The following is an 18,738-nucleotide window of genomic DNA, read 5'->3' on the forward strand; positions in this document are numbered from 1 at the left end:
TACATTTTTTAGGCTCCGCGCGGGCTGGAAAGCAGCCACAGCCCGAAAATCGTATAGAAAATCATCAAGATAGACAGACCCAATTGCAACAGCAGAATGTCCCGGCGGGATGTGCAAAGAGCCTCAGCTGTCCTGTGGCACAAGATGACGGCCAAAACATGCGACAATACAACGACACCGGCCTGGGTGAGCCAGATGGTCTTCACAGTGTCTGGAACCGTCAGAAACCCGACCCTGACGGGGCGGCTGCCTAGTCCGAACAGATTCCAGCCAAGCGCGAAAGGATCGGCCAGTGTTGCGACTACAACCTGAATTTGAACCAGAAACGTCACGAAATAGTGGGCAAAATGATAGCCGATCGCAATCGGCAGCAAGGTGATGGAAAAGCGGATGAAGGCTATTTTGAAGGAAGCGGTCTCGTTCACCAGTACCGTTCCCAAGTAAACGGCGAGCGCAAAAATACACGTCAGCAGTAGCATACTGGTGTAGAGGCCAAGCGTCGTTGGCCAGATCATCGCGGTTCGCCCCGGATACTCCAAGGGATTGACCCCTAACTGATCTAGCCACCAGAAGGTCTCGTAGAGGCCATCGAAACTGCCGGATGCGAGAATAATTATTACAAAGGCCGCATGGCTTAGATCAAACTGATTACCGTGAAAGACTTGCCATCCCGGCACGCCAAATGCTGACCCGCGCACCGATCTGATTGTGCCGATCAGTGCGAACAAGACCGAAAAGCACTCGACCTGACCAAGCCAGGATTTGCGCCCAAAAAGGGTCATACCCAGTACTGTAAAACCCCAGTATCCAAGCGCGAAACTCGCAAGCCTGCCCGGATCGTTTGGTGCTGCATCGGCAAGAACAAAGCCCTGAAACGCCGCCATAAGAACAACAGCCGGCCAAATCGAAAGTTTTTTTGCAAGTGTCAGAGGTGCTTTGTGATCTGGGGCCAACAGACGGTGCAAGCCCGGCCAGGGATTAACCCATTTCCAGACATCGAAGATCAGCGCTTGCACCATGAAAAGCAACATCCACCATATGGTCCACAACACCAAAGGCATGAGGTTCGCTTGCGGGTCCGTTGGGCCCCTTAGACCAATCAGTATCAACAACATCAGACAAAGGGAGGCTGCGATCTGACCCCAGTTGCACCATCGGCCTCGACCGCGCTTGAGAGGCAATGTAATGGGCCGCAGTATAACCTCAATCTGCCCTGGTCTCAGGCAAACAAGCAGCAGGATTGTCGCAGCCACAGTCGCTGCACCACCAGTGATGTAGGCGGTGGTGGGCAAAAGAAGCACAAAACCCTGATCGGCGGCATGGGCAAAGGCTGGTCCAGCAACCATAGTGGCGCAAATTAACGCTAGAAATGACTTCACAATCAACTTCACTTCGTTAGCATACACACAAATTCTTGCAAGGAGGCAAGTCAGATGAGCAAACGCTGGTTCGCTGTGGCAGGTATCGCGGCCGCGTTGGGTTTCGCCTACATATTCGCAGGTACGCCGCAAACTGCTGTAAAGGTCAGCGACGGGCGCGCCGCGCCGATGGGGGCGTCGGGATCGCTGTTCATGGTCACTCTTAAGCTGCAAAATGACGGTGACCCTCGCATTCTTCAAAGCGTCACGTCGCCATCTGGAGCCCACACGTCATTAATGAACCCTGGCCATGACAAACCACTTGTAGTGCCTGGTGGCGATCCGGCGCAACTGGCAATGGACGGGGCCCATATCATGTTGCAAGTGCCCGACGGAAGCTTTCCCGAAGGCACTTATCATTCGCTGGCGCTCACGTTTGACGATGGCAGCGAGGTGGTGACTCGCATCCTGAATCCAGAGGCAACCGGCAGTATGACGTTAATGGACCACAGCAATGCCAACGGCATCGAAATCTCCCCTAGCCCGACGATCGCGCTGGTTCAGGACCCGCAGGTCAGCACTGACGGATTTGCTGTTCAAATTAGCGTTAAAAACTTCGAGTTTGTCCTTGTCGAGGACGGCACACCGCATATCGACGGTCAGGGTCACGCCCATATCTATCTGAACGGCCTGAAGCTTGGCCGACTTTACGAAAACAGCTTTCAAGTCGGAGCGCTGAAGCCCGGCGATTATGAATTAACTGTTGCGCTGAACTCTAACGACCACCGCCCTTATATGTCCGATGGCGCACCCATCTCGGTAACCTATAGATTTACACTATGATGCGGATTGCCTTTGGCAAGTGACAAGCCTTCAGTGAATCACAGAAAAGCAGAACACAAGCAGTTGTTCTTAATCGACAAAAGCACGCTCAACAACAAACGTGTCTGGTTTACTGTTCGATCCCTCGACCAGACCGAACTCCTCGAGTAGAGCCTTGGTATCTTTGAGCATATTCATTGAGCCGCAGATCATGCCCCGGTCGGTATCTGGCGAAATTGGGGGAACCTCTAGGTCTTCAAACAGTTTGCCATTGGTCATTAGATCGGTAGTGCGACCCATGAATGGATAGTCTTCGCGTGTGGTGGTGGCATAAAGGCTCAGGCCATGCGCAAACTCTCCGCACAACGGATCGTCTTTCACAGACGCAACCAGGTTCTTGCTATAGGTAAGTTCAGCGACTTCGCGGCAGGTATGGGTGACGATGACCTCTTCAAACTTCTCATAGGTCTCAGGATCTCGGATCAAACTGGCAAAGGGCGCAAATCCCGTACCTGTAGAAAACATCCAGAGCCGTTTGCCCGGCAACAACGCATCGTTCACCAAGGTGCCCGTTGGTTTTTTGCGCATCAATATGGTGTCACCTTCCTTGATCTTTTGCAGATGCTCGGTGAGCGGGCCGTCCGGAACTTTGATCGAATAAAACTCCAACTCCTCATCCCAACTGGGAGACGCCACAGAGTAGGCCCGGAACACAGGCTTCTCGGCATTTGGCAGGCCAATCATCACAAATTCACCGGACCGGAAGCGGAAAGATGCAGGCCGTGTCATACGGAACCGAAACAGCCGATCAGTATAGTGCTGCACTTCAGTTACGGTCTGGGCAAATACACCCGCCGGGATCGGGAACTTTGTCTCTTTGGAATCGAGCGCCATCAGATCACCTCCTCTTGCCACCAAGAAAGCGGCCAGATGCCCTAACCATGAGGCATTATTTGTCAACCACCTTTGTCAGGCCATTCATTTCATTAGTATACTAATGATTATGAGGCAATGGAATATCCTGTCAATTGATTTGTGAAGAATGCCTCTCGTCCCAGAATTATCTTGACGCATGCCCGCTAATTATATTCGTATACTAATGAATAGTGGGAGGATCTTATGGAAAAACTTGTCATAAAGAACATCGGCATGATCCTGTCAGGAAAAATGGAAGAACCGATTTTTGATGGCGATTGTCTGATTGCCATAGATGGTAAGATAGACGCATGGGGTAATGAAAAGGACCTCGATACCGACGGCGCTACCAGCATCGTAGACGCCCATGGTGTGACGCTTGGCCCCGGTCTGATCGACAGCCATGTGCACCCGGTGGTAGGTGACTACACGCCCCGTCAGCAACAACTCCACTGGATCGACTCCACTCTGAACGGCGGTGTGACCACAATGATCTCGGCCGGAGAGGTTCATATGCCGGGGCGACCTAAAGATGTGATCGGCCTTAAGGCGATGTCGATCGCGGCACAACGCTGGTATGAGAATTTTCGCCCCTCCGGTGTCAAGGTCCATGCCGGCGCCCCTGTCATCGAACATGGCATGGTCGAGGAGGATTTCGCCGAACTGGCCAACGCCGGAGTGAAATATCTGGGCGAAGTTGGTCTGGGTTCGGTAAAAGATGGCAAAACCGCAAACCAGATGGTCGAATGGGCCAGAAAACATGGGATTCAGTCCACGATCCACACGGGAGGCCCATCCATCCCCGGGTCCGGCCTCATCGACGCGGATATGGTGATCGAGACAGGTACCGACGTGATCGGGCACATCAACGGAGGTCATTCGGCGCTGCCGGATGATCAGATCATCTGCCTTTGTGAGACCTGCACCAAGCAAGCCTTTGAAATCGTTCATAACGGCAATGAGCGCGCCGCGGTGCTTACGGTGAATACCGCGCGCGAATTAGGCAAACTGGATCAGGTGATCTTGGGCACCGACGGGCCGGCAGGGTCAGGCGTACAGCCCCTTGGCATCCTAAGGATGATCGCCATGCTGTCGGCCTTTGGCAACGTCCCTGCTGAGATCGCTTTCTGCTTTGGCAACGGAAACACGGCACGGCAGCGAGATCTGGATGTGGGTCTTATTGAAAAGGGTCGTTGCGCCGATTTCGTCCTTCTGGACCAAGCGCAGCACGCGCCCGGAAAAAACATGCTTGAAAGCGTCGCGCAGGGGAACCTGCCGGGTGTCGGCATGACGATCATTGATGGCGTGATCTGCTCGGAACGTTCTCGCAACACACCGCCCGCACAACGCCTGCCGGAACGTATTCTGTAAACTCGATTTTCGGTGACTTGGGTTGTTTGGCGCAAAATGCGGGCAACGCGATCTTTGAAGGTCAGGTGATCTTTTTGAGCAATGCCAGAAGCGTCTTTTGCTCGGACTTCTTGAGAGGTGCGAGGGTTTCATGCGAAATCCCGAACCCGTCAGCGTATAGCTGTTCCATCAATTGCGCCCCCGCTTCGGTCAACGAGATGATCGAGCGGCGTTTGTCCCCGGGATCGGCAGTCGCCTGCAATAGTCCCTTAGCCTTCAACCGGTCGACCACGCCCTTGATCGTCGCAATGTCCATTGCCGCAAGTCGGCCCAGCTGGTTTTGCGACACCTCTTTCTTCTCGGCCACCCGGATCAGCGTGGCAAATTGCGTCGGCGTCAGATCTTTGGAAATTCGGTTCTGAAAGATGATCGAATGGCGCTGACTGGCCAGCCGCAAAAGATATCCGACCTGGTCTTCAAGATGGTAGGGATCAACGCTGTTTGACATAAGTGCTCCTAACGAAGCCCGTCTTTGCCTTCTGCTTCATCGTGGGTCAAGCCACCGACACGGGGTAATGGCCGCCCGCTGTCGGTCACAGCCACGGCCACCATGATTTCATTTGCACGCGGCGCATCGTTCAGCCGCACTTCGATGCCGTCAAAGTGGCTGCGCACATAGGCTGCGTCCTTGTGCCCAAGCGGTACATCAAGCACCTGACCGGGCGAACCCATCTTTTTCGAAGACGGCACCAAGGCGGCCCCTTTTTCCACTTCTTTACGCAACGGCGCGCCCAACTTGGGATGGAGGATCGCAGCGGCATGTTCCAACTCGCCATTTTCGCCGACCATGGCCGACTTGCCATAGCTCTCTGCCTGCTCTGGTGTGATGCCAAGGGCTTCTACGCATTTGCGACCCAACAGCGTTCCCAGCTCTGCACCGATCTCCATCAATGCGCTTAAGTCCTCAGTATAGGTGCCCGCAAACGGGTTCTCGATTACTGCAACGGCGACGGCCTTGCGGGTGGCCGGGTCGATCTTTCGTCCGATTTCGGAATGCGTTTCTTCGATGTTTACAGCGATCTTGCGAATCTTAGCTCTCATCTCAGGCCGTCCTCTCCTTTGATATCCTTGGCTGCCAGGCCGCCAGCGCGGTCGTGGATGCGTGGTCCCGTGCTCATGACCAGAATGACGGCCAGTTCATGAGCTTTGGGCGCGTCGTTCAGGCCGACCTCCATACTGTCAAAATGGCTTCGAACGTAAGAGGCATTTATATGGGTGATCGGCACATCGAGCCGCCCGCCAACGCCCGTGACTTTCTTGGTAGAGGGTACGATCGCGTTGGAATCATTGAGAAGTTCGCGCATAGCGTACCCCCCCGGAGCGTGCCACAGGGCGCCATGTTCCAGCTCACCCGCCTCACCTATCAATGCGCCTTTGCCATAGCCTTCAATCTTGTCCGCCCCGCCCAGCATCTCAACCAATCGCCTCGCCATCTGCAAACCAAGTGGCTTGAGGTCCTCCATGAACCACTGAATATCAGGCTCGTAACGCCCGGCAAATGGGTTCTCGATGATCGCAATCGCCGCCGCCCGACGCAGAGGGTTCGCCGGGGCCGGGCCACCTTCGTGGAAAATCTCTTCGACAGAATAGGCTGTTTTCCGGACATTAAGCTGGGACATGTTGTATCTCTTGTTGGAACGAAAATGCGTGTGCACCGGTTGTGACAGATCGGCCATGGAGGAACAAACCCGCAGACGCGATCCGTCCCAGGGCCTGAAACGACGTCGCGCGGTTGAGACCACGGGCCAAAGCGCGTTCACAATCCTCGGCTGACAAAACACCACAGCTAACAGTGACCGGCAACTCCCCCAAATCACTGTTCTCGTCGATATCGCAAGCGGCGCGACGTGTGATCGATGGATGACCCGGCAGGTCCACCGCATTGGCGATGAGTGTTGCCGCAACGTCAGCCTCAGCGGCCGATGAGGCGAGCACCGTCACGCTGTCCGCAATGCCCAGAGACAGGCTGCGCCCATGGCGACCAGAGGTCGCAATACCCCCGATACGATCCTTGTCCGCAACTTCAATCCGACCCAATTCGCCGCCGTCATGGGCTTGGATCGAGGTTTTGAAGCTCGTTCCTGGGGTCAGATACAGAGCGATATCTCCACCGTTATTGACATAAGCGCGCGTGATATTCGCGCTTTGGGTCATTGCCGCAAGCACCTCATCCGCAATGCTTCCAGCCACGGCGGCCATCCGTGTGACGTACCCCACATCAGTCAACGGCAGACACGCGTCATGCATTCGACGCGCAACTGTGCCGTTGGGACGTTTTGTTAGCGGAGACAGCATCGCCCGGAGGTCCGGCAGTTCCTCAACAATTTCGGCAATGATCGTTTCGAACCGCTTTGCTGCGGCCCGGTACGCCTGATCCCGATCCCCTTCCACCCAAACAATCAGATCACTGGGGCCATGCTGCAGATGCAGCCGTTGGCCATCGGGCAAAAGGCGCGCGCGCGGCCTCATTCTGCGTCCGCCTTCCAGTTGTAATTTCCAAGATCCATCGGATCCCCGGCATTAGGTTTTTGTCGTACGTGGCGAGCCTGATCCGAATTGATGTCACTGACGCGGCGCATGTGGTCCACATGTCCGCCCAGAGCAGCGTAATCTCTGACACGCAAGGTAAACTCGATGGGGGCGACAAGCGCGGGAGTTGGAACATAGCCAAAAGAATTCGTGGGCATATCCAACACATCTACCATCACAGTGATCCCGCCTCCGGGCCACACATAGGCATCTGCACCACCACAAGACACATGGGTCAGCGCGTCCTTAACCGATTTGGTCAGGCGCACGGGGTTCTCAGTAACGCCCGCGCGCAGCGATCCCCCTGCCCCACCCATGAACAGCACTGAACAAACCGAAGGTTCGCAGTTTTCCGCAATCAGCGCAGCTGAAGCCGCCAGTTTCGCGGGTACGTCCCGCAGCTGCGGGACAAGATCGGCGTCGAGTTCATAGTATGAAAACTGCTCACCCGTTGTGGACACCATAAACAGCCGCAAGCCTTCCCATGCTGTTTTGGGGTTGAAGGGGCCAAGGATCGCAAGAGGGTCCTCGATATCTGTCCCGCCCCAACCGGTGCCGGGCTCAGCCACTTGGAAGTATCGCCCAGGCGTCGAGCGCCGTCCTTTGATCTTGATCCCCGTTGCTGGGACATCAAGCTGCTTGCCGGTCTCGTGCTCGCTAAGCACTCCGGTGATGTGGTCATCCACCACCACGACGTCGTCGACATGACCGATCCACTGTTTCGGGAACATGCCTATCGTGGCAGAACCGCAGCCTACGCGCATCAAGCTTTCTGTCACACCGTTGATGATAGGTGGTTTTCCCGCCTCAACCACAACTTCGGTGGCGTGATCCTCTTCGCCAATGACCATCGTGACAGGTTCTCGGTTGCACAGCCGCAGCAGCGCGTCACAGGTTACGCGGCCTTCTTTCTTGCTACCACCTGTGAGGTGTTCGACACCACCCAAGGATAGCATCTTTGAGCCATATTCAGAGGTCATGACATGGCCGATCGGTTCCCCGTCGACGCGCACCACGTCTCGCTCATGGCCGATGTGGCGATCAGTGTCGATCTTCACCTTCACACCGCAATAGCTAAAGATACCCTCGGTCACGACGGTGACCATATCGACGCCTTCGACCTCTTGGCTGGCGATAAAAGGCGCGGGCTTGTAGTCGGGATAAGTGGTTCCCGCTCCTACAGCTGTCACAAACTGACGCTCACCTTTGAAGATATCGCCATCCCATTCCTCTGTCGCGCCCTCGCCCATGAACGGAACGAGGTCTTGGCCGCTTTGGATGATGGTCAACGGATCAAGCCGAACCAGCTCGCCACCGTGGTTGGCATAACGGTCGCAGGCGCCCGAATTGCCCTCTGCGATATAGCACATCACCGGGCAGGCGTCGCAGCGGATCTTTTCTGGCTTCGCTACATCCGTCATCAGGTTACACTCTTCTTGAGGGTTGCATGGACGACGCTGGGGATTGCCGGTCCCTTGAACAATCGTACCCCTGTTGCATGTTTGATTGCGTTCAGGATCGCCGGTGCCGTTGGGATCAAAACATGCTCTCCCAGACCCTTGGCTCCATAAGGTCCATGCGCGTCGGCTTCTTCGATGATAATGGTCTCAATCGGAGGGATGTCACCGAATGTCGGGATCAGATAGTCATGCAGGTTCTCGGTCCGGCCCGGGATGTATTCCTCCATTAGCGCCATCCCCAGACCCTGAGCAATACCGCCATGGACCTGTCCTTCGACCAGCATCGGGTTGATGGCCTGACCGACATCATGAGCCGCGATGAATTTCACTGGCGTGACTGTGCCCAGCGCGGTATCCACTTCGACAACAGCCAGATGCGCAGCATAGCCGAATTGGGCGTAAGGATGCCCCTGCCCATTTTTATCCAAGGGCTTTGTCGGCGGATCATAGCTTTCTTCGGCGCGAAGAACATACCCATCCGAGTCCGCTTCTAGAGCCGAAAGATCCAGCACACGAGCCCCCCCGGCATCAGTCGCCTGAATTTCCCCGGCGCTGAACTCCAAGGCAGCATCTTCGGCAACGTTCAGACGCTCCAGTATCATGGCCCGCAATGCCTCACCCGACAGCCGCGCCGCATTGCCCGAGACAAAAGTCTGGCGCGAAGCCGAGGTTTTGCCCGCATCGGGTGTCACATCCGTATCCGCTCCGACAAGCGTAATCTGACCCACCTCGGCCCCAAGTGCGGTGGCAAAAATCTGGGTGATGACGGTATTGGCCCCCTGACCGATATCCATCGCGCCTTGATGCAGCACCACCGTGCCATCAGCGCGAATGCCGCATTTGATGGCCGATGGGTTGGGCAAAGACGTGTTGCCACAGCCATACCATCCGCTGGCGATACCCACACCGCGTTTTACAGCGTCATTTTGTGCGTTGAATGCCTCAACACCTGCGCGCTCTTCCGTCCAGGCAAACCGCAATGCCTCAAGGCAGGCCTTGATCCCGACCCCCTGGTCAAACACCTGTCCGCACACGGTCGGCACACCATTATCCAAAGCGTTGAGAACACGGAACTCCAGCGCATCCATTCCCAGCTTCTCAGCCAGATCGTCGAAAAGACATTCTTGTGCAATGGCTGCCTGAGGCACACCAAAGCCGCGAAACGCCCCCGACGGCGGGTTGTTGGTATGCACACCCTTGGCCTGCGCGATGTAGTCAGCGACGCGGTACGGTCCCGAAGCATGGACCGGCACCCTGTTCGCCACTGTCGGGCCCCAACTGGCATAAGCCCCCGTGTCAAAGCGGCCACAAAAGTCAAAGCCGCAGAGGTTGCCCGTCTTATCAGCACCGATCCTAAGCGTGATGTCTGAGGGGTGCCGCTTGGTCGAACATTGCATGGATTCAGTACGCGTGTAGCAAAGCCGCACGCGCTTGCCTGTCTTCAGTGCCGCGAGCGCCAGATAGGGCTGTACACTCATATCCAACTTGGAACCGAAACCGCCTCCGGTGGCCGTTGGCACAACGCGTATGTCCGACCGGTCAAGCCCCAGAACACGCTCGAGCCCTTCGAGATCCATAACCGGGGCTTGCGTGCAGGCATGCACCTCAACGCGACCGTTCACGACTTCGGCGAAACCGGCTTCAGGTTCGATATAGGCGTGCTCGACAAAGCCGCTTTCAAACCGGCCTTCCACGATTACATGCGCGCGTCCTAGGGCCGCATTTGGATCGCCACAGGTCACAAACCCTGTGCACATCACGTTATTTTCCCGCCCGTGATGAAGTTGATCAGCTTTCTGGTCTTCGGCCGCATCCATGTCTTGTAAGGCGGGCAGTTCGGTCCAGGTAATCGGCACCATTTCCGGATCGATCGCACGAAGCACATCCCGAGCACCAATCAGGGCCGCGACAGCCTCTCCCCTGAAACGCGTTTCCCGCTCGGCAAAGACGGGTTGGTCTTCAAATCCGGGTATCACGCCAAAGTTGTTCTGGCCCTTCACGTCTTCCGCAGTCAGTACCGCGTCCAGTCCAGCCGCCTGCGCGAACCCTTCGAGGTCACCGATTTCAAAGACCGCCCGGGCATGGGGGGAGCGAATGACCAAAATCTCAAGGCACCCCACGGGTGCAATATCATCGCCGTACTTGACGGTAGCCGAAACTTTTTCGATCCCATCCAAATGCTGAACCGCATCGCCCACCTTACCTGCTGTCGCGATAGCAACCGAGGGCGCACCCATCACCGCATCGATGATTTTGCGATAACCTGTACAGCGACATAGCACACCCCCCAACGCATCCTGCACTTGCGCCTCGGTGGGCTCGGGCACGTCCCGCAGCAGCGCAACGGCAGATACCATCATGCCGGGCGTACAGATCCCGCATTGCGCCGCGCCATGATCCAGAAAGCTCTGCGCCAGCTTGGCTGCCACGGGGTCATTGGCATGTAATCCTTGCACAGTTTCGACCTCGCGCCCCGCAACCTGATGTGCTGGGGTCAGACAGGCGCAAACGGGCTCACCCTCAATCAGCACAGTACACGCACCGCAATCCCCAGCATCACAGCCAATCTTTACATCGCGTTGACCCAACCCTTCGCGCAGAACTTCGGACAGTCGTTGGCCGGGGAAAAGCATTGGGGCAGCTTCACGTCCATTCAAACGAAATGGGGTCGGGGTGTCTGAAAGCGCTTTGTTCATCACGAAACCGCCTTGTGAATTGCACGCTGAATTTGATGACGCACTGCATCAAGCCGATACGAACTTGTCCCTCGGACATCATCGATCGGCGTTAATGCTGCGACATCAATCGGAGAAATCCCGACATCAGCGGGATCCTGACCGATCAGGCCCGCCTCTAACGCCGTAAGCCGTTGCGCTACAGCGGAACAGGACCCAACTGCGATGCGAGCCTCGGCTATTCTTCCCTTTGCATCCAAAAGAACATTTGCCGCTGTCATGGCAATAGAAATGACCAAATAGCGACGGCTCCCTAATTTTTCAAAACCAGACGTCATGCCAGCATGGGGTTTCGGCACGATGATCGCTGTTACCAGTTCGTCATCCATTAACGCTGTTTGCCGCACACCCCTGATAAATGCCTCGAGGGGAAGAACACGCTTTCCCTTTGCTGCACTGGCCAGCTCAACCTCAGCATTCAATGCAAGCAGAGGTGGAACACCATCGGCGGCGGGAGAGGCGTTGCAAATGTTTCCGACAACCGTACCTGCATTTTGAATTTGCAGGCTTCCGACCTCGCGCGCCGCCTGCTTCAAGGCATCAAAGGCCCGAGGAAGATCAGTTCTAACAACATCCGACCATGTGACGGCTGCACCAATTCTTGTGCCCCCTTCAGATTGCGTGATGTCCGAAAACCCATCTATTCTTGTTACATCTAACAGATTTTCGGGATGCTGGCCTGCTTTCAACGCCGGATAGAAATCTGTCCCACCTGCAATAATGCGGACCCCAGCCTGCTTAAGAATGCCCAGCGCATCAGGCAACAAGCTTGGTTGTGAGTAGGCCATGCACATATCCACTTTCATTAGCACACTAATGATAAGTGTGGACGTTTGCCAGAGTCAACAGAACTGTCCTGAGAACACATCCAATCATACATGGGCCGCAGTTTGAGCCAAGTGGGCCTCCGTATACCCAAGTTGACAGATAATCGAATCCAGATAAGGTACAAGGATGAACATGTCTGAACAAGAATCAACAAGCACTGACCGGATCGGAGCACCGAAATCTGTCAGGATCGCACTCATGCTAGAGGAAGAGATCCGGTCAGGTGGGTTGGATACAGGCGCACCGCTGGACAGTGAGAACGCGCTGGTCAAACGGTTCTCAGTCAGTCGAAACACAATACGCAAAAGCCTCGATATCCTCAGCCGCAAGGGTCTGATAACGACCCGGCGTGGCATCGGATCATTTGTTACCTTTGGGGGAAAAACGATCGACGACCGCAAGGGATGGAGCGTTGCACTATCCTCGGGTGAAACAGAACTTGCGACGCGGATTCTTCGCCTGACACGCGGTAAAATGGATTTAGCAGACGCACCTGAAAGTGTCGGCACCGATGTCCTGATGGTCGATCGTTTACGTTTTCGTGTGAACACCGGTCAGGGAGTTTCGCTGGAACGCAGCCGTGTCCCATGGCGTTCGGAGTTTTCCGAGATAATTGAGACCGGTTTGGAAAACGGCTCTTTGACGGAAACGCTTCGCAGTCGCGGGTTGGCAGTCAACGGCGGTAGCGAATGGGCGCGTGTGTTGCCCGCGCTCAGCGCGGAAGACGCGGCTGTCATGGGGCGCGTGTCAGGAGAACCGATGTTGCGGCTGTGCCGGTTGACCCGTTCAGCCGACGGGGACTCCCTGGAATTCGTCGAGAGCATTCTGGACCCAGACCTGTTTGGTCTGCACATGGAGTTTTGACGGCTATGGCCACTGGAGAACTGGCTTTCAGTCGCGCTTGTGGCGCTCTTGCCGGAATGGCCATCGGGGATGCGTTGGGTATGCCCTCACAAACGCTGTCGCGCCCAGAAATAGCGCAACATTATGGCGAGATCACAGCTTATGTCGCCCCCTACCCCGACCATCCGGTCTCTCATGGCCTACAGGCGGCGCAGGTGACGGATGACACCGAGCAGGCATTTCTGTTGGCTCAACGTCTTGTGAAAGATGGCGAAGGTTTTGACGAGGCGCTTTGGGCGCAAGACCTGCTGGATTGGGAGAGTGACGTCCGAGCGCGTGGTTTGCGCGACCTGCTGGGTCCATCTTCCAAAGCGGCTCTTGCAGCGATGCTGAACGGAGAACCAGCCAGCGAAACGGGGCGCAACGGAACGACAAACGGCGCTGCGATGCGAATTGCGCCAGTTGGGATCGCCACGCATTTCTCGCCAACGCAGAAATTCTTGGACCGCGTGGAACTGGCCTGCCGTATGACGCATAACACGGGCGAAGCCATCGCCGCCGCTGCTGCTGTTGCCACTGTCGTCAGCTGTGGTGTGGATGGTCTTGATTTCGACGCAGCGCTCGACACCGCGCTGGACGCCGCAGAGCAAGGGCAGAAACGCGGCCATCGGTTTGGCGAAGCAAACATGCGCCGTCGGATTTCAAACGCACTTGATCTCGCTGATCAGGGCCTGACCGATGTCGAATTCGCGCAGCTCGTCGGAACTTCTGTCTCTTCGTTTGAATCTGTCCCGGCGGCCTTTGGCATCGTAAGGATGGCGTCGGGGGATGTTTGGAAGGCCACCCGGATTGCTGCGAATATTGGGGACGACACAGATACGATCGGCGCTATTGCCGGAGCGATGGCAGGGGCATGCGCCGGAATTGAAGCCATCGCACCCGCTGTACTCGAACCTGTTCGTGCTGCCAACAACCTACCCGTCGAAGCAATAGCGGAACAGTTGCTTTCTCTTCGCAATACGTCTGACGCAAAGACGGAGGCCGCAAGATGACCACTCGTCTTCTTCAGATGTCAGGTGTTGTGGCCGATCTGCTCTATCAGGTCAAAGCTGTTCCAGCGGTTGGTGAAGAAGCTATCGTCAAGGGTTTCTCCATCGCACCTGGTGGCGGGTTCAACGCCATGGTGGCCGCGAAACGCGCGGGTATGATGGTATTCTATGGAGGCTCTATCGGATCTGGCCCATTTGCCAAGATTATTCGCGAAGGTCTTAACACCGAAGGTATCCCGTTCCTGCGGGCACAAGACCTAACACGCGATCAGGGCTGCTGTACCGTGATGATCGACCCTCAGGGTGAGCGGACCTTTGTGGCAAGCGACGGTGCTGAAGGGCACGTGACTGCCGAGGACTTAACGCAGATCAGCTTTGCCGAATTCGACTGGACCCTTTTGTCTGGCTACGCTTTGCACTACACGGGCTCGCGTGATGCGCTGCACCAGAGGTTATCTTCGGATGCCCGCATCAATAACCTGGTGTTCGATCCTTCGCCCATCATCGCCTCTCTCCCACATGAGGTGCTGCAGACGGCATTGAGACGGGCCACATGGATCAGTGCAAATGCGCGCGAAGCTGCGGTTCTGACTGGTCACACGGACCCTATTGCTGCAGCCAAAGCACTTGCTGAAACGCGCCCTGATGACGGTGGAACTATTGTGCGGCTGGGGGAAGACGGCTGCATTCTGGCCCGGCCCGATGCTCTTCACCATATCCCACCTTACCGCGTTCAAGCGGTGGACACCAACGGCGCTGGTGACACCCATGTTGGCAGTTTCATCGCCCGAATGGCGCGCGGTGATACCCCAAAAGAAGCCGCCATTTACGCAAATGTCGCTGCGGCGTTGTCAACCACACAACAAGGACCCGCAACGGCGCCGACCCAGGCGGTCGTGACGGACGCCCTAAACAAGAAAGAGGCGGGTTGATCGAGAACCAAAGCTAAAGACCATTCAACCGGGAGATCACAATGAACAAACGTATCCTATTGGCAACCACAGTTGCTTTGACAACAACGGGCGCGGCCGTTCTTGCCGACGAGATCCGAGTTCTCAATTGGCAAGGGTATGGAACCGACGAAGACTGGGCCATTTCTGCCTTTACCGAGGCAACGGGCCACACCGTCGTTCATGAATACTTCAATTCTGAACAAGAGATGTTGACCAAGCTTCGGACCAACCCCGGTGCCTATGACGTCGTGCTGATCAACGCGGCCTTTACGCCACAGGCGCAGGCCGAGGGGCTGATAGGGCCAGTGGACAGCTCGATGGTCGCGAATTTTAGCGACGTGCCCGAAAATCTGGCCGCCAATCCGGACCTCAACGCCGGAGGTGCGCTGCATGGAATGCCTTGGACCTGGGGCCTGACATCCTTTGCTGTGAACACCAATGAATTCAACGAGATGCCAACGTCGATTGAGGTATTTTGGGACACGGCGCACGAAGGCAAAGTCTCGATCCGCGATGACGCGTTGGAAGCCGTACAATTCGCAGCTATCGCAACGGGCCAGGATATCAACGACATCCTGGATCTCGATGCCATCGAGGCCAAACTTGCCGAGTTGATGCCTCAGATCAAAACCTATTGGGGTTCGGAGAACGACTGGAACCAGTTCATGGCCGCGGGCGATCTGGATGTGGCGACCTTCTGGTCAGGTTCTGCGAGCCGCTCGATGGCTTCCGGACTACCGGTTCAATTCATCGTGCCGGACGAGGGTGCAATCGGCTGGTTGGATGGTCTGTCGATCCCAACATCATCGACCAAGAAAGAGGCTGCACACGCCTTTATCAATTGGATGATCGACCCTGAGTTCTACGTCAAATGGGCCGAAAGCGGTGCCCCAGCTTCGGCCAATGCCAAGGCAGCCGCTGCGTTGCCTGATGATGCCTTCAACAAACGCGTTCTGGGCGATCCCGCAGTCGTGGCACGCGTCCAGTTCCAGCGTCCGGTCTCGGATGAAAACCGCGAGAGATACCTTGAGCTCTGGCAAGGGTTGAAAGCCGCCCAATAAGCCCTGGCACGCTAAGGAGAAAGCAGACATGTCAACGGTTCTCGCCCGACAAAACAGGCTCAAGATCGTCAGCCTGCTTTCTCCGGCTTATATTTGGCTGACGGTGGCAATATTTTTGCCGCTGTCGGCGATGTTGTATTTCAGCTTTTTGTCCGATGTGCCTTTTGGCGATGCCGAATGGCACTACACTTCTGAAAACTATCAGGCCTTCTTCCAGACCTCGACTTACGCAACGCTGCTGTGGAAATCCATAAAGCTGGGCCTGACTGTGACGGTGATTTCCGTGCTGGTTGGCTTTCCCTGCGCCTATGTTTTGGCCAAGGCGATTAAGGGTAAGTCGCGCGAAGCACTATTCCTTCTAGTCATCCTGCCCTTCTGGTCGAATTCGCTGGTCCGGATATTTTGCTGGGCCATCGTTCTGCGCGGAAATGGAGTGCTAGAACTCGGCCTCAACGCGATCCTGCCGTTCGAGGTCGATGTGAACCTGATGTTCTCGACCCCTGCGATCGTTATCGGCCTGGTCCACTCTTACCTGCCTTACGTGATCTTGACTTCGTATCTGGCCTTACAGGCCATCGACGACAATCTGATCGACGCCGCGCGGTCAATGGGGGCGAACAAGCTGACCATCCTATGGCGCGTCATCCTGCCTTTGTCCCTGCCCGGGCTGCTGGCCGGTGCGGTACTGATTTTTGTACCTGTCGTCGGCTCTTTCATGGAGCCACGCATATTAGGTGGTCGTGTCGGAACTTATTTTGGCACCGTGATTGAGGATCAGTTCGTGGCCGTATTCAATTGGCCCTTAGGGGCTGCCTTGTCCTTTATCCTGCTTGCGGTGGTTTTGGTGATCCTGGCAACCGCCAGCCCGGCGTTGCGGAGGGCACAGACATGAAGAACACCTATCTGGTCTGGGCAGGTAAGGTTTGGCTTGGCTTGATCCTGTTCTTTCTTTACGCCCCGATCATCGTCATGGCGTTCATGTCTTTCAACGCGTCACAGTATTATCAACTGCCCTTTGATTTTTCGCTAAAATGGTACGAAAAACTGGGCCAGAACACCGAAATTCTGAATGCCGCGACCCGCTCAATTTTGATCGCACTGGCTACAACAGTGATTGCCACCATCTTGGGCACAGCCGCCTCGCTGGCCCTGTTCCGGTTCGAGTTTCGAGGCAAGCGCTTCCTGCAGGTGATGCTGTTCCCGCCGATCGCAATTCCATGGCTGATCACCGGCACGGCGATGCTGATCTTTTTCTATGGCGTCGGTCTTGGCCGCGGCACACCGTCGGTTCTGATCGGCCATGTCGCGCTTGCACTGCCTTACGTGATCGTCGTCGTCAGCGCCCGTTTGGCGACATTTGATCCCACACTGGAAGAGGCCGCAAGGTCCATGGGTGCCGACAGCTGGACTGTGACGCGCCGCGTTACCTTGCCCTGGATCGCCTCGGGGATCATTGCCGGTGCTCTGTTCGCTTTTGCGGTCAGTTTTGACCAGTTCGTTGTATCGTACTTCCTCTCCGAACCCGGCGACAGCACGTTGCCAGTGCTGATCTACACCTCGATCCGCAAAGGCTTCACGCCGGAAATCAATGCAATCTCGACAATCATTATCGTAATCTCGATGGCCGTGATGCTGTTTGCAGCCCGGTTCTCAAATTTCGGAGGAGAACGCTGATGGCCGATGTTTCTGTCCAAAACGTCACCAAAACATTCGGGTCACTCAAGGCTTTGAATGACGTCACCATGCACTTTCCGGATGGTGGTTTTTTTGCCCTGCTCGGCCCGTCAGGCAGCGGTAAGACGACGTTGCTGCGTGCCATTGCCGGATTCATCTTTGCGGATAGTGGTTCGATCCATATCGGTGATCAGTCGGTCGAGCACATTCCCGTCGAAAAGCGCGACATCGGAATGATGTTCCAGAACTATGCTCTGTTTCCCAATATGACCGTCGCCGACAATGTGGGTTTTGGCTTGCGTGTACGCAAAGTAGGTGCCGCTGAGGAACGCCGCCGCGTGAGTGAAGCGCTGGAATTGGTACAGCTTGGGCAACTGGGCGACCGCAAACCTCATCAGTTGTCTGGTGGTCAACGACAGCGCGTGGCATTGGCACGGGCTATTGTCACTAATCCAAAGGTGCTTCTATTGGACGAGCCGCTATCGGCCTTGGACAAATCTTTGCGCGTCGACATGCAGATAGAATTGAAGCGTATTCAGCGTGAGATTGGCATTACAACGATCTTTGTGACCCATGATCAGGAAGAAGCCCTTACTTTGTCAGACAAGATCGGCATCCTCAGACAGGGCACGATGATTCAGGCTGGCCCGCCACGCGAAGTCTACAACAATCCCGTCGACGTCTTTACCGCCGAATTTCTGGGCGAAGCCAATATTCTGACAGGTCAAAGCGGCTTGGCTCTGAGTTCTGGCGGTGCGGATATCAAATTACCACACAGCGCGACACCGCAGTCGACGCTGGCCGTCAGACCCGAGAACATGAGCATATCGATCTCAGAGCCTGACGGCGACGAGATCTCAAAACTCCCCGCCACGCTGGTCCGTCGCATCTTCGCCGGAGCGATGGCGACCTGCGTCCTGAAACACAACGACAACACCTTCAAAGTCATTGCGCGCGATCAGGACATCCCGGATTTGCCCGAAGGCGGCGAAATATGGCTGAGCTGGAAACCCGAGCACACGATTGTTGTCCCGGAAGGATCAGTTGGGTTTGACCCCAACTGAGCCGAGCCAGATCAAGATCTAAAACCCTCGTGCGTGA

At 55.9% G+C, this 18,738-nt stretch carries 18 protein-coding genes; 9 read left to right on the forward strand and 9 right to left on the reverse strand.

The features are described 5' to 3' along the window. Nucleotides 1-8: 8 nt before the first annotated feature. A complete protein-coding gene (locus G7G_RS0116945) occupies nt 9-1,346 on the reverse strand; it encodes a hypothetical protein (RefSeq protein ID WP_050806474.1) in 1,338 nt (445 codons plus the stop codon). Between the two features lie 87 nt (nt 1,347-1,433). On the opposite strand from G7G_RS0116945, the gene G7G_RS23745 reads away from it, so the two are divergent. Further along, the gene (locus G7G_RS23745) at nt 1,434-2,201 is read left to right on the forward strand and encodes a copper chaperone PCu(A)C (RefSeq protein WP_010442639.1); all 768 of its coding nucleotides are present in this window, start codon (nt 1,434-1,436) and stop codon (nt 2,199-2,201) included. Nucleotides 2,202-2,270: 69 nt separating this feature from the next. On the opposite strand, the gene G7G_RS0116955 is transcribed toward G7G_RS23745, so the two are convergent. Continuing rightward, nucleotides 2,271-3,074, reverse strand: coding sequence for a ferredoxin--NADP reductase (locus tag G7G_RS0116955; protein ID WP_010442640.1), 804 nt, complete (start codon nt 3,072-3,074; stop codon nt 2,271-2,273). A gap of 225 nt (nt 3,075-3,299) precedes the next feature. On the opposite strand from G7G_RS0116955, the gene G7G_RS0116960 reads away from it, so the two are divergent. Further along, the gene (locus tag G7G_RS0116960; RefSeq protein ID WP_010442641.1) at nt 3,300-4,466 is read left to right on the forward strand and encodes an amidohydrolase family protein; all 1,167 of its coding nucleotides are present in this window, start codon (nt 3,300-3,302) and stop codon (nt 4,464-4,466) included. A gap of 61 nt (nt 4,467-4,527) precedes the next feature. Here G7G_RS0116960 and G7G_RS0116965 read toward each other — a convergent pair whose 3' ends face one another. From G7G_RS0116965 to G7G_RS0116995, 7 genes are read right to left on the reverse strand one after another with little or no spacing between them, the layout of a single operon-like run. Continuing rightward, nucleotides 4,528-4,953: a MarR family winged helix-turn-helix transcriptional regulator gene (locus tag G7G_RS0116965; protein WP_010442642.1), complete on the reverse strand. Its 426-nt coding sequence runs from the start codon at nt 4,951-4,953 to the stop codon at nt 4,528-4,530. An 8-nt stretch (nt 4,954-4,961) separates the two neighbouring features. Then, nucleotides 4,962-5,546 (reverse strand): amino acid synthesis family protein, encoded by a 585-nt coding sequence (locus G7G_RS0116970; RefSeq protein WP_010442643.1) that lies wholly within the window; start codon nt 5,544-5,546, stop codon nt 4,962-4,964. Then, nucleotides 5,543-6,124 carry an amino acid synthesis family protein gene (locus tag G7G_RS0116975; RefSeq protein ID WP_010442644.1) on the reverse strand — a complete coding sequence of 194 codons (582 nt, stop codon included), beginning with the start codon at nt 6,122-6,124 and terminating at the stop codon, nt 5,543-5,545. The genes G7G_RS0116970 and G7G_RS0116975 overlap by 4 nt, the downstream gene beginning before the upstream one ends. Continuing rightward, the gene (locus G7G_RS0116980) at nt 6,111-6,974 is read right to left on the reverse strand and encodes a UPF0280 family protein (RefSeq protein ID WP_010442645.1); all 864 of its coding nucleotides are present in this window, start codon (nt 6,972-6,974) and stop codon (nt 6,111-6,113) included. Before G7G_RS0116980 ends, G7G_RS0116975 begins: the two co-directional genes overlap by 14 nt. Beyond that, nucleotides 6,971-8,455: a hypothetical protein gene (locus G7G_RS0116985; RefSeq protein WP_010442646.1), complete on the reverse strand. Its 1,485-nt coding sequence runs from the start codon at nt 8,453-8,455 to the stop codon at nt 6,971-6,973. Before G7G_RS0116985 ends, G7G_RS0116980 begins: the two co-directional genes overlap by 4 nt. Next, nucleotides 8,455-11,190, reverse strand: coding sequence for a molybdopterin-dependent oxidoreductase (locus G7G_RS0116990; RefSeq protein WP_010442647.1), 2,736 nt, complete (start codon nt 11,188-11,190; stop codon nt 8,455-8,457). Before G7G_RS0116990 ends, G7G_RS0116985 begins: the two co-directional genes overlap by 1 nt. Then, nucleotides 11,190-12,035 carry an FAD binding domain-containing protein gene (locus G7G_RS0116995; protein WP_310793661.1) on the reverse strand — a complete coding sequence of 282 codons (846 nt, stop codon included), beginning with the start codon at nt 12,033-12,035 and terminating at the stop codon, nt 11,190-11,192. Before G7G_RS0116995 ends, G7G_RS0116990 begins: the two co-directional genes overlap by 1 nt. A 154-nt stretch (nt 12,036-12,189) precedes the next feature. On the opposite strand from G7G_RS0116995, the gene G7G_RS0117000 reads away from it, so the two are divergent. Genes G7G_RS0117000 through G7G_RS0117030 form a run of 7 tightly spaced genes read left to right on the forward strand, consistent with a single transcriptional unit; the run spans nt 12,190 to nt 18,701 of the window. Beyond that, a complete protein-coding gene (locus tag G7G_RS0117000) occupies nt 12,190-12,921 on the forward strand; it encodes a GntR family transcriptional regulator (RefSeq protein ID WP_010442649.1) in 732 nt (243 codons plus the stop codon). 5 nt (nt 12,922-12,926) lie between these two features. Then, the gene (locus G7G_RS23270; RefSeq protein ID WP_010442650.1) at nt 12,927-13,952 is read left to right on the forward strand and encodes an ADP-ribosylglycohydrolase family protein; all 1,026 of its coding nucleotides are present in this window, start codon (nt 12,927-12,929) and stop codon (nt 13,950-13,952) included. After that, on the forward strand, nt 13,949-14,881 hold the full coding sequence (locus tag G7G_RS0117010) for a PfkB family carbohydrate kinase (RefSeq protein WP_010442651.1): 933 nt from the start codon (nt 13,949-13,951) through the stop codon (nt 14,879-14,881). Before G7G_RS23270 ends, G7G_RS0117010 begins: the two co-directional genes overlap by 4 nt. A gap of 41 nt (nt 14,882-14,922) precedes the next feature. Next, entirely contained in the window at nt 14,923-15,963 is a 1,041-nt protein-coding gene (locus G7G_RS0117015) for an ABC transporter substrate-binding protein (RefSeq protein WP_010442652.1), read from the forward strand. 28 nt (nt 15,964-15,991) lie between these two features. After that, complete coding sequence (locus G7G_RS0117020; RefSeq protein WP_010442653.1) at nt 15,992-16,855, forward strand: ABC transporter permease; 864 nt, start codon at nt 15,992-15,994, stop codon at nt 16,853-16,855. After that, nucleotides 16,852-17,637, forward strand: coding sequence for an ABC transporter permease (locus G7G_RS0117025; RefSeq protein ID WP_010442654.1), 786 nt, complete (start codon nt 16,852-16,854; stop codon nt 17,635-17,637). Before G7G_RS0117020 ends, G7G_RS0117025 begins: the two co-directional genes overlap by 4 nt. Further along, on the forward strand, nt 17,637-18,701 hold the full coding sequence (locus tag G7G_RS0117030; protein WP_010442655.1) for an ABC transporter ATP-binding protein: 1,065 nt from the start codon (nt 17,637-17,639) through the stop codon (nt 18,699-18,701). The genes G7G_RS0117025 and G7G_RS0117030 overlap by 1 nt, the downstream gene beginning before the upstream one ends. The last annotated feature ends 37 nt before the right edge of the window (nt 18,702-18,738 follow it).

Origin of the sequence: Ruegeria conchae (genome assembly GCF_000192475.1) — a bacterium.
Taxonomy (GTDB): domain Bacteria; phylum Pseudomonadota; class Alphaproteobacteria; order Rhodobacterales; family Rhodobacteraceae; genus Ruegeria; species Ruegeria conchae.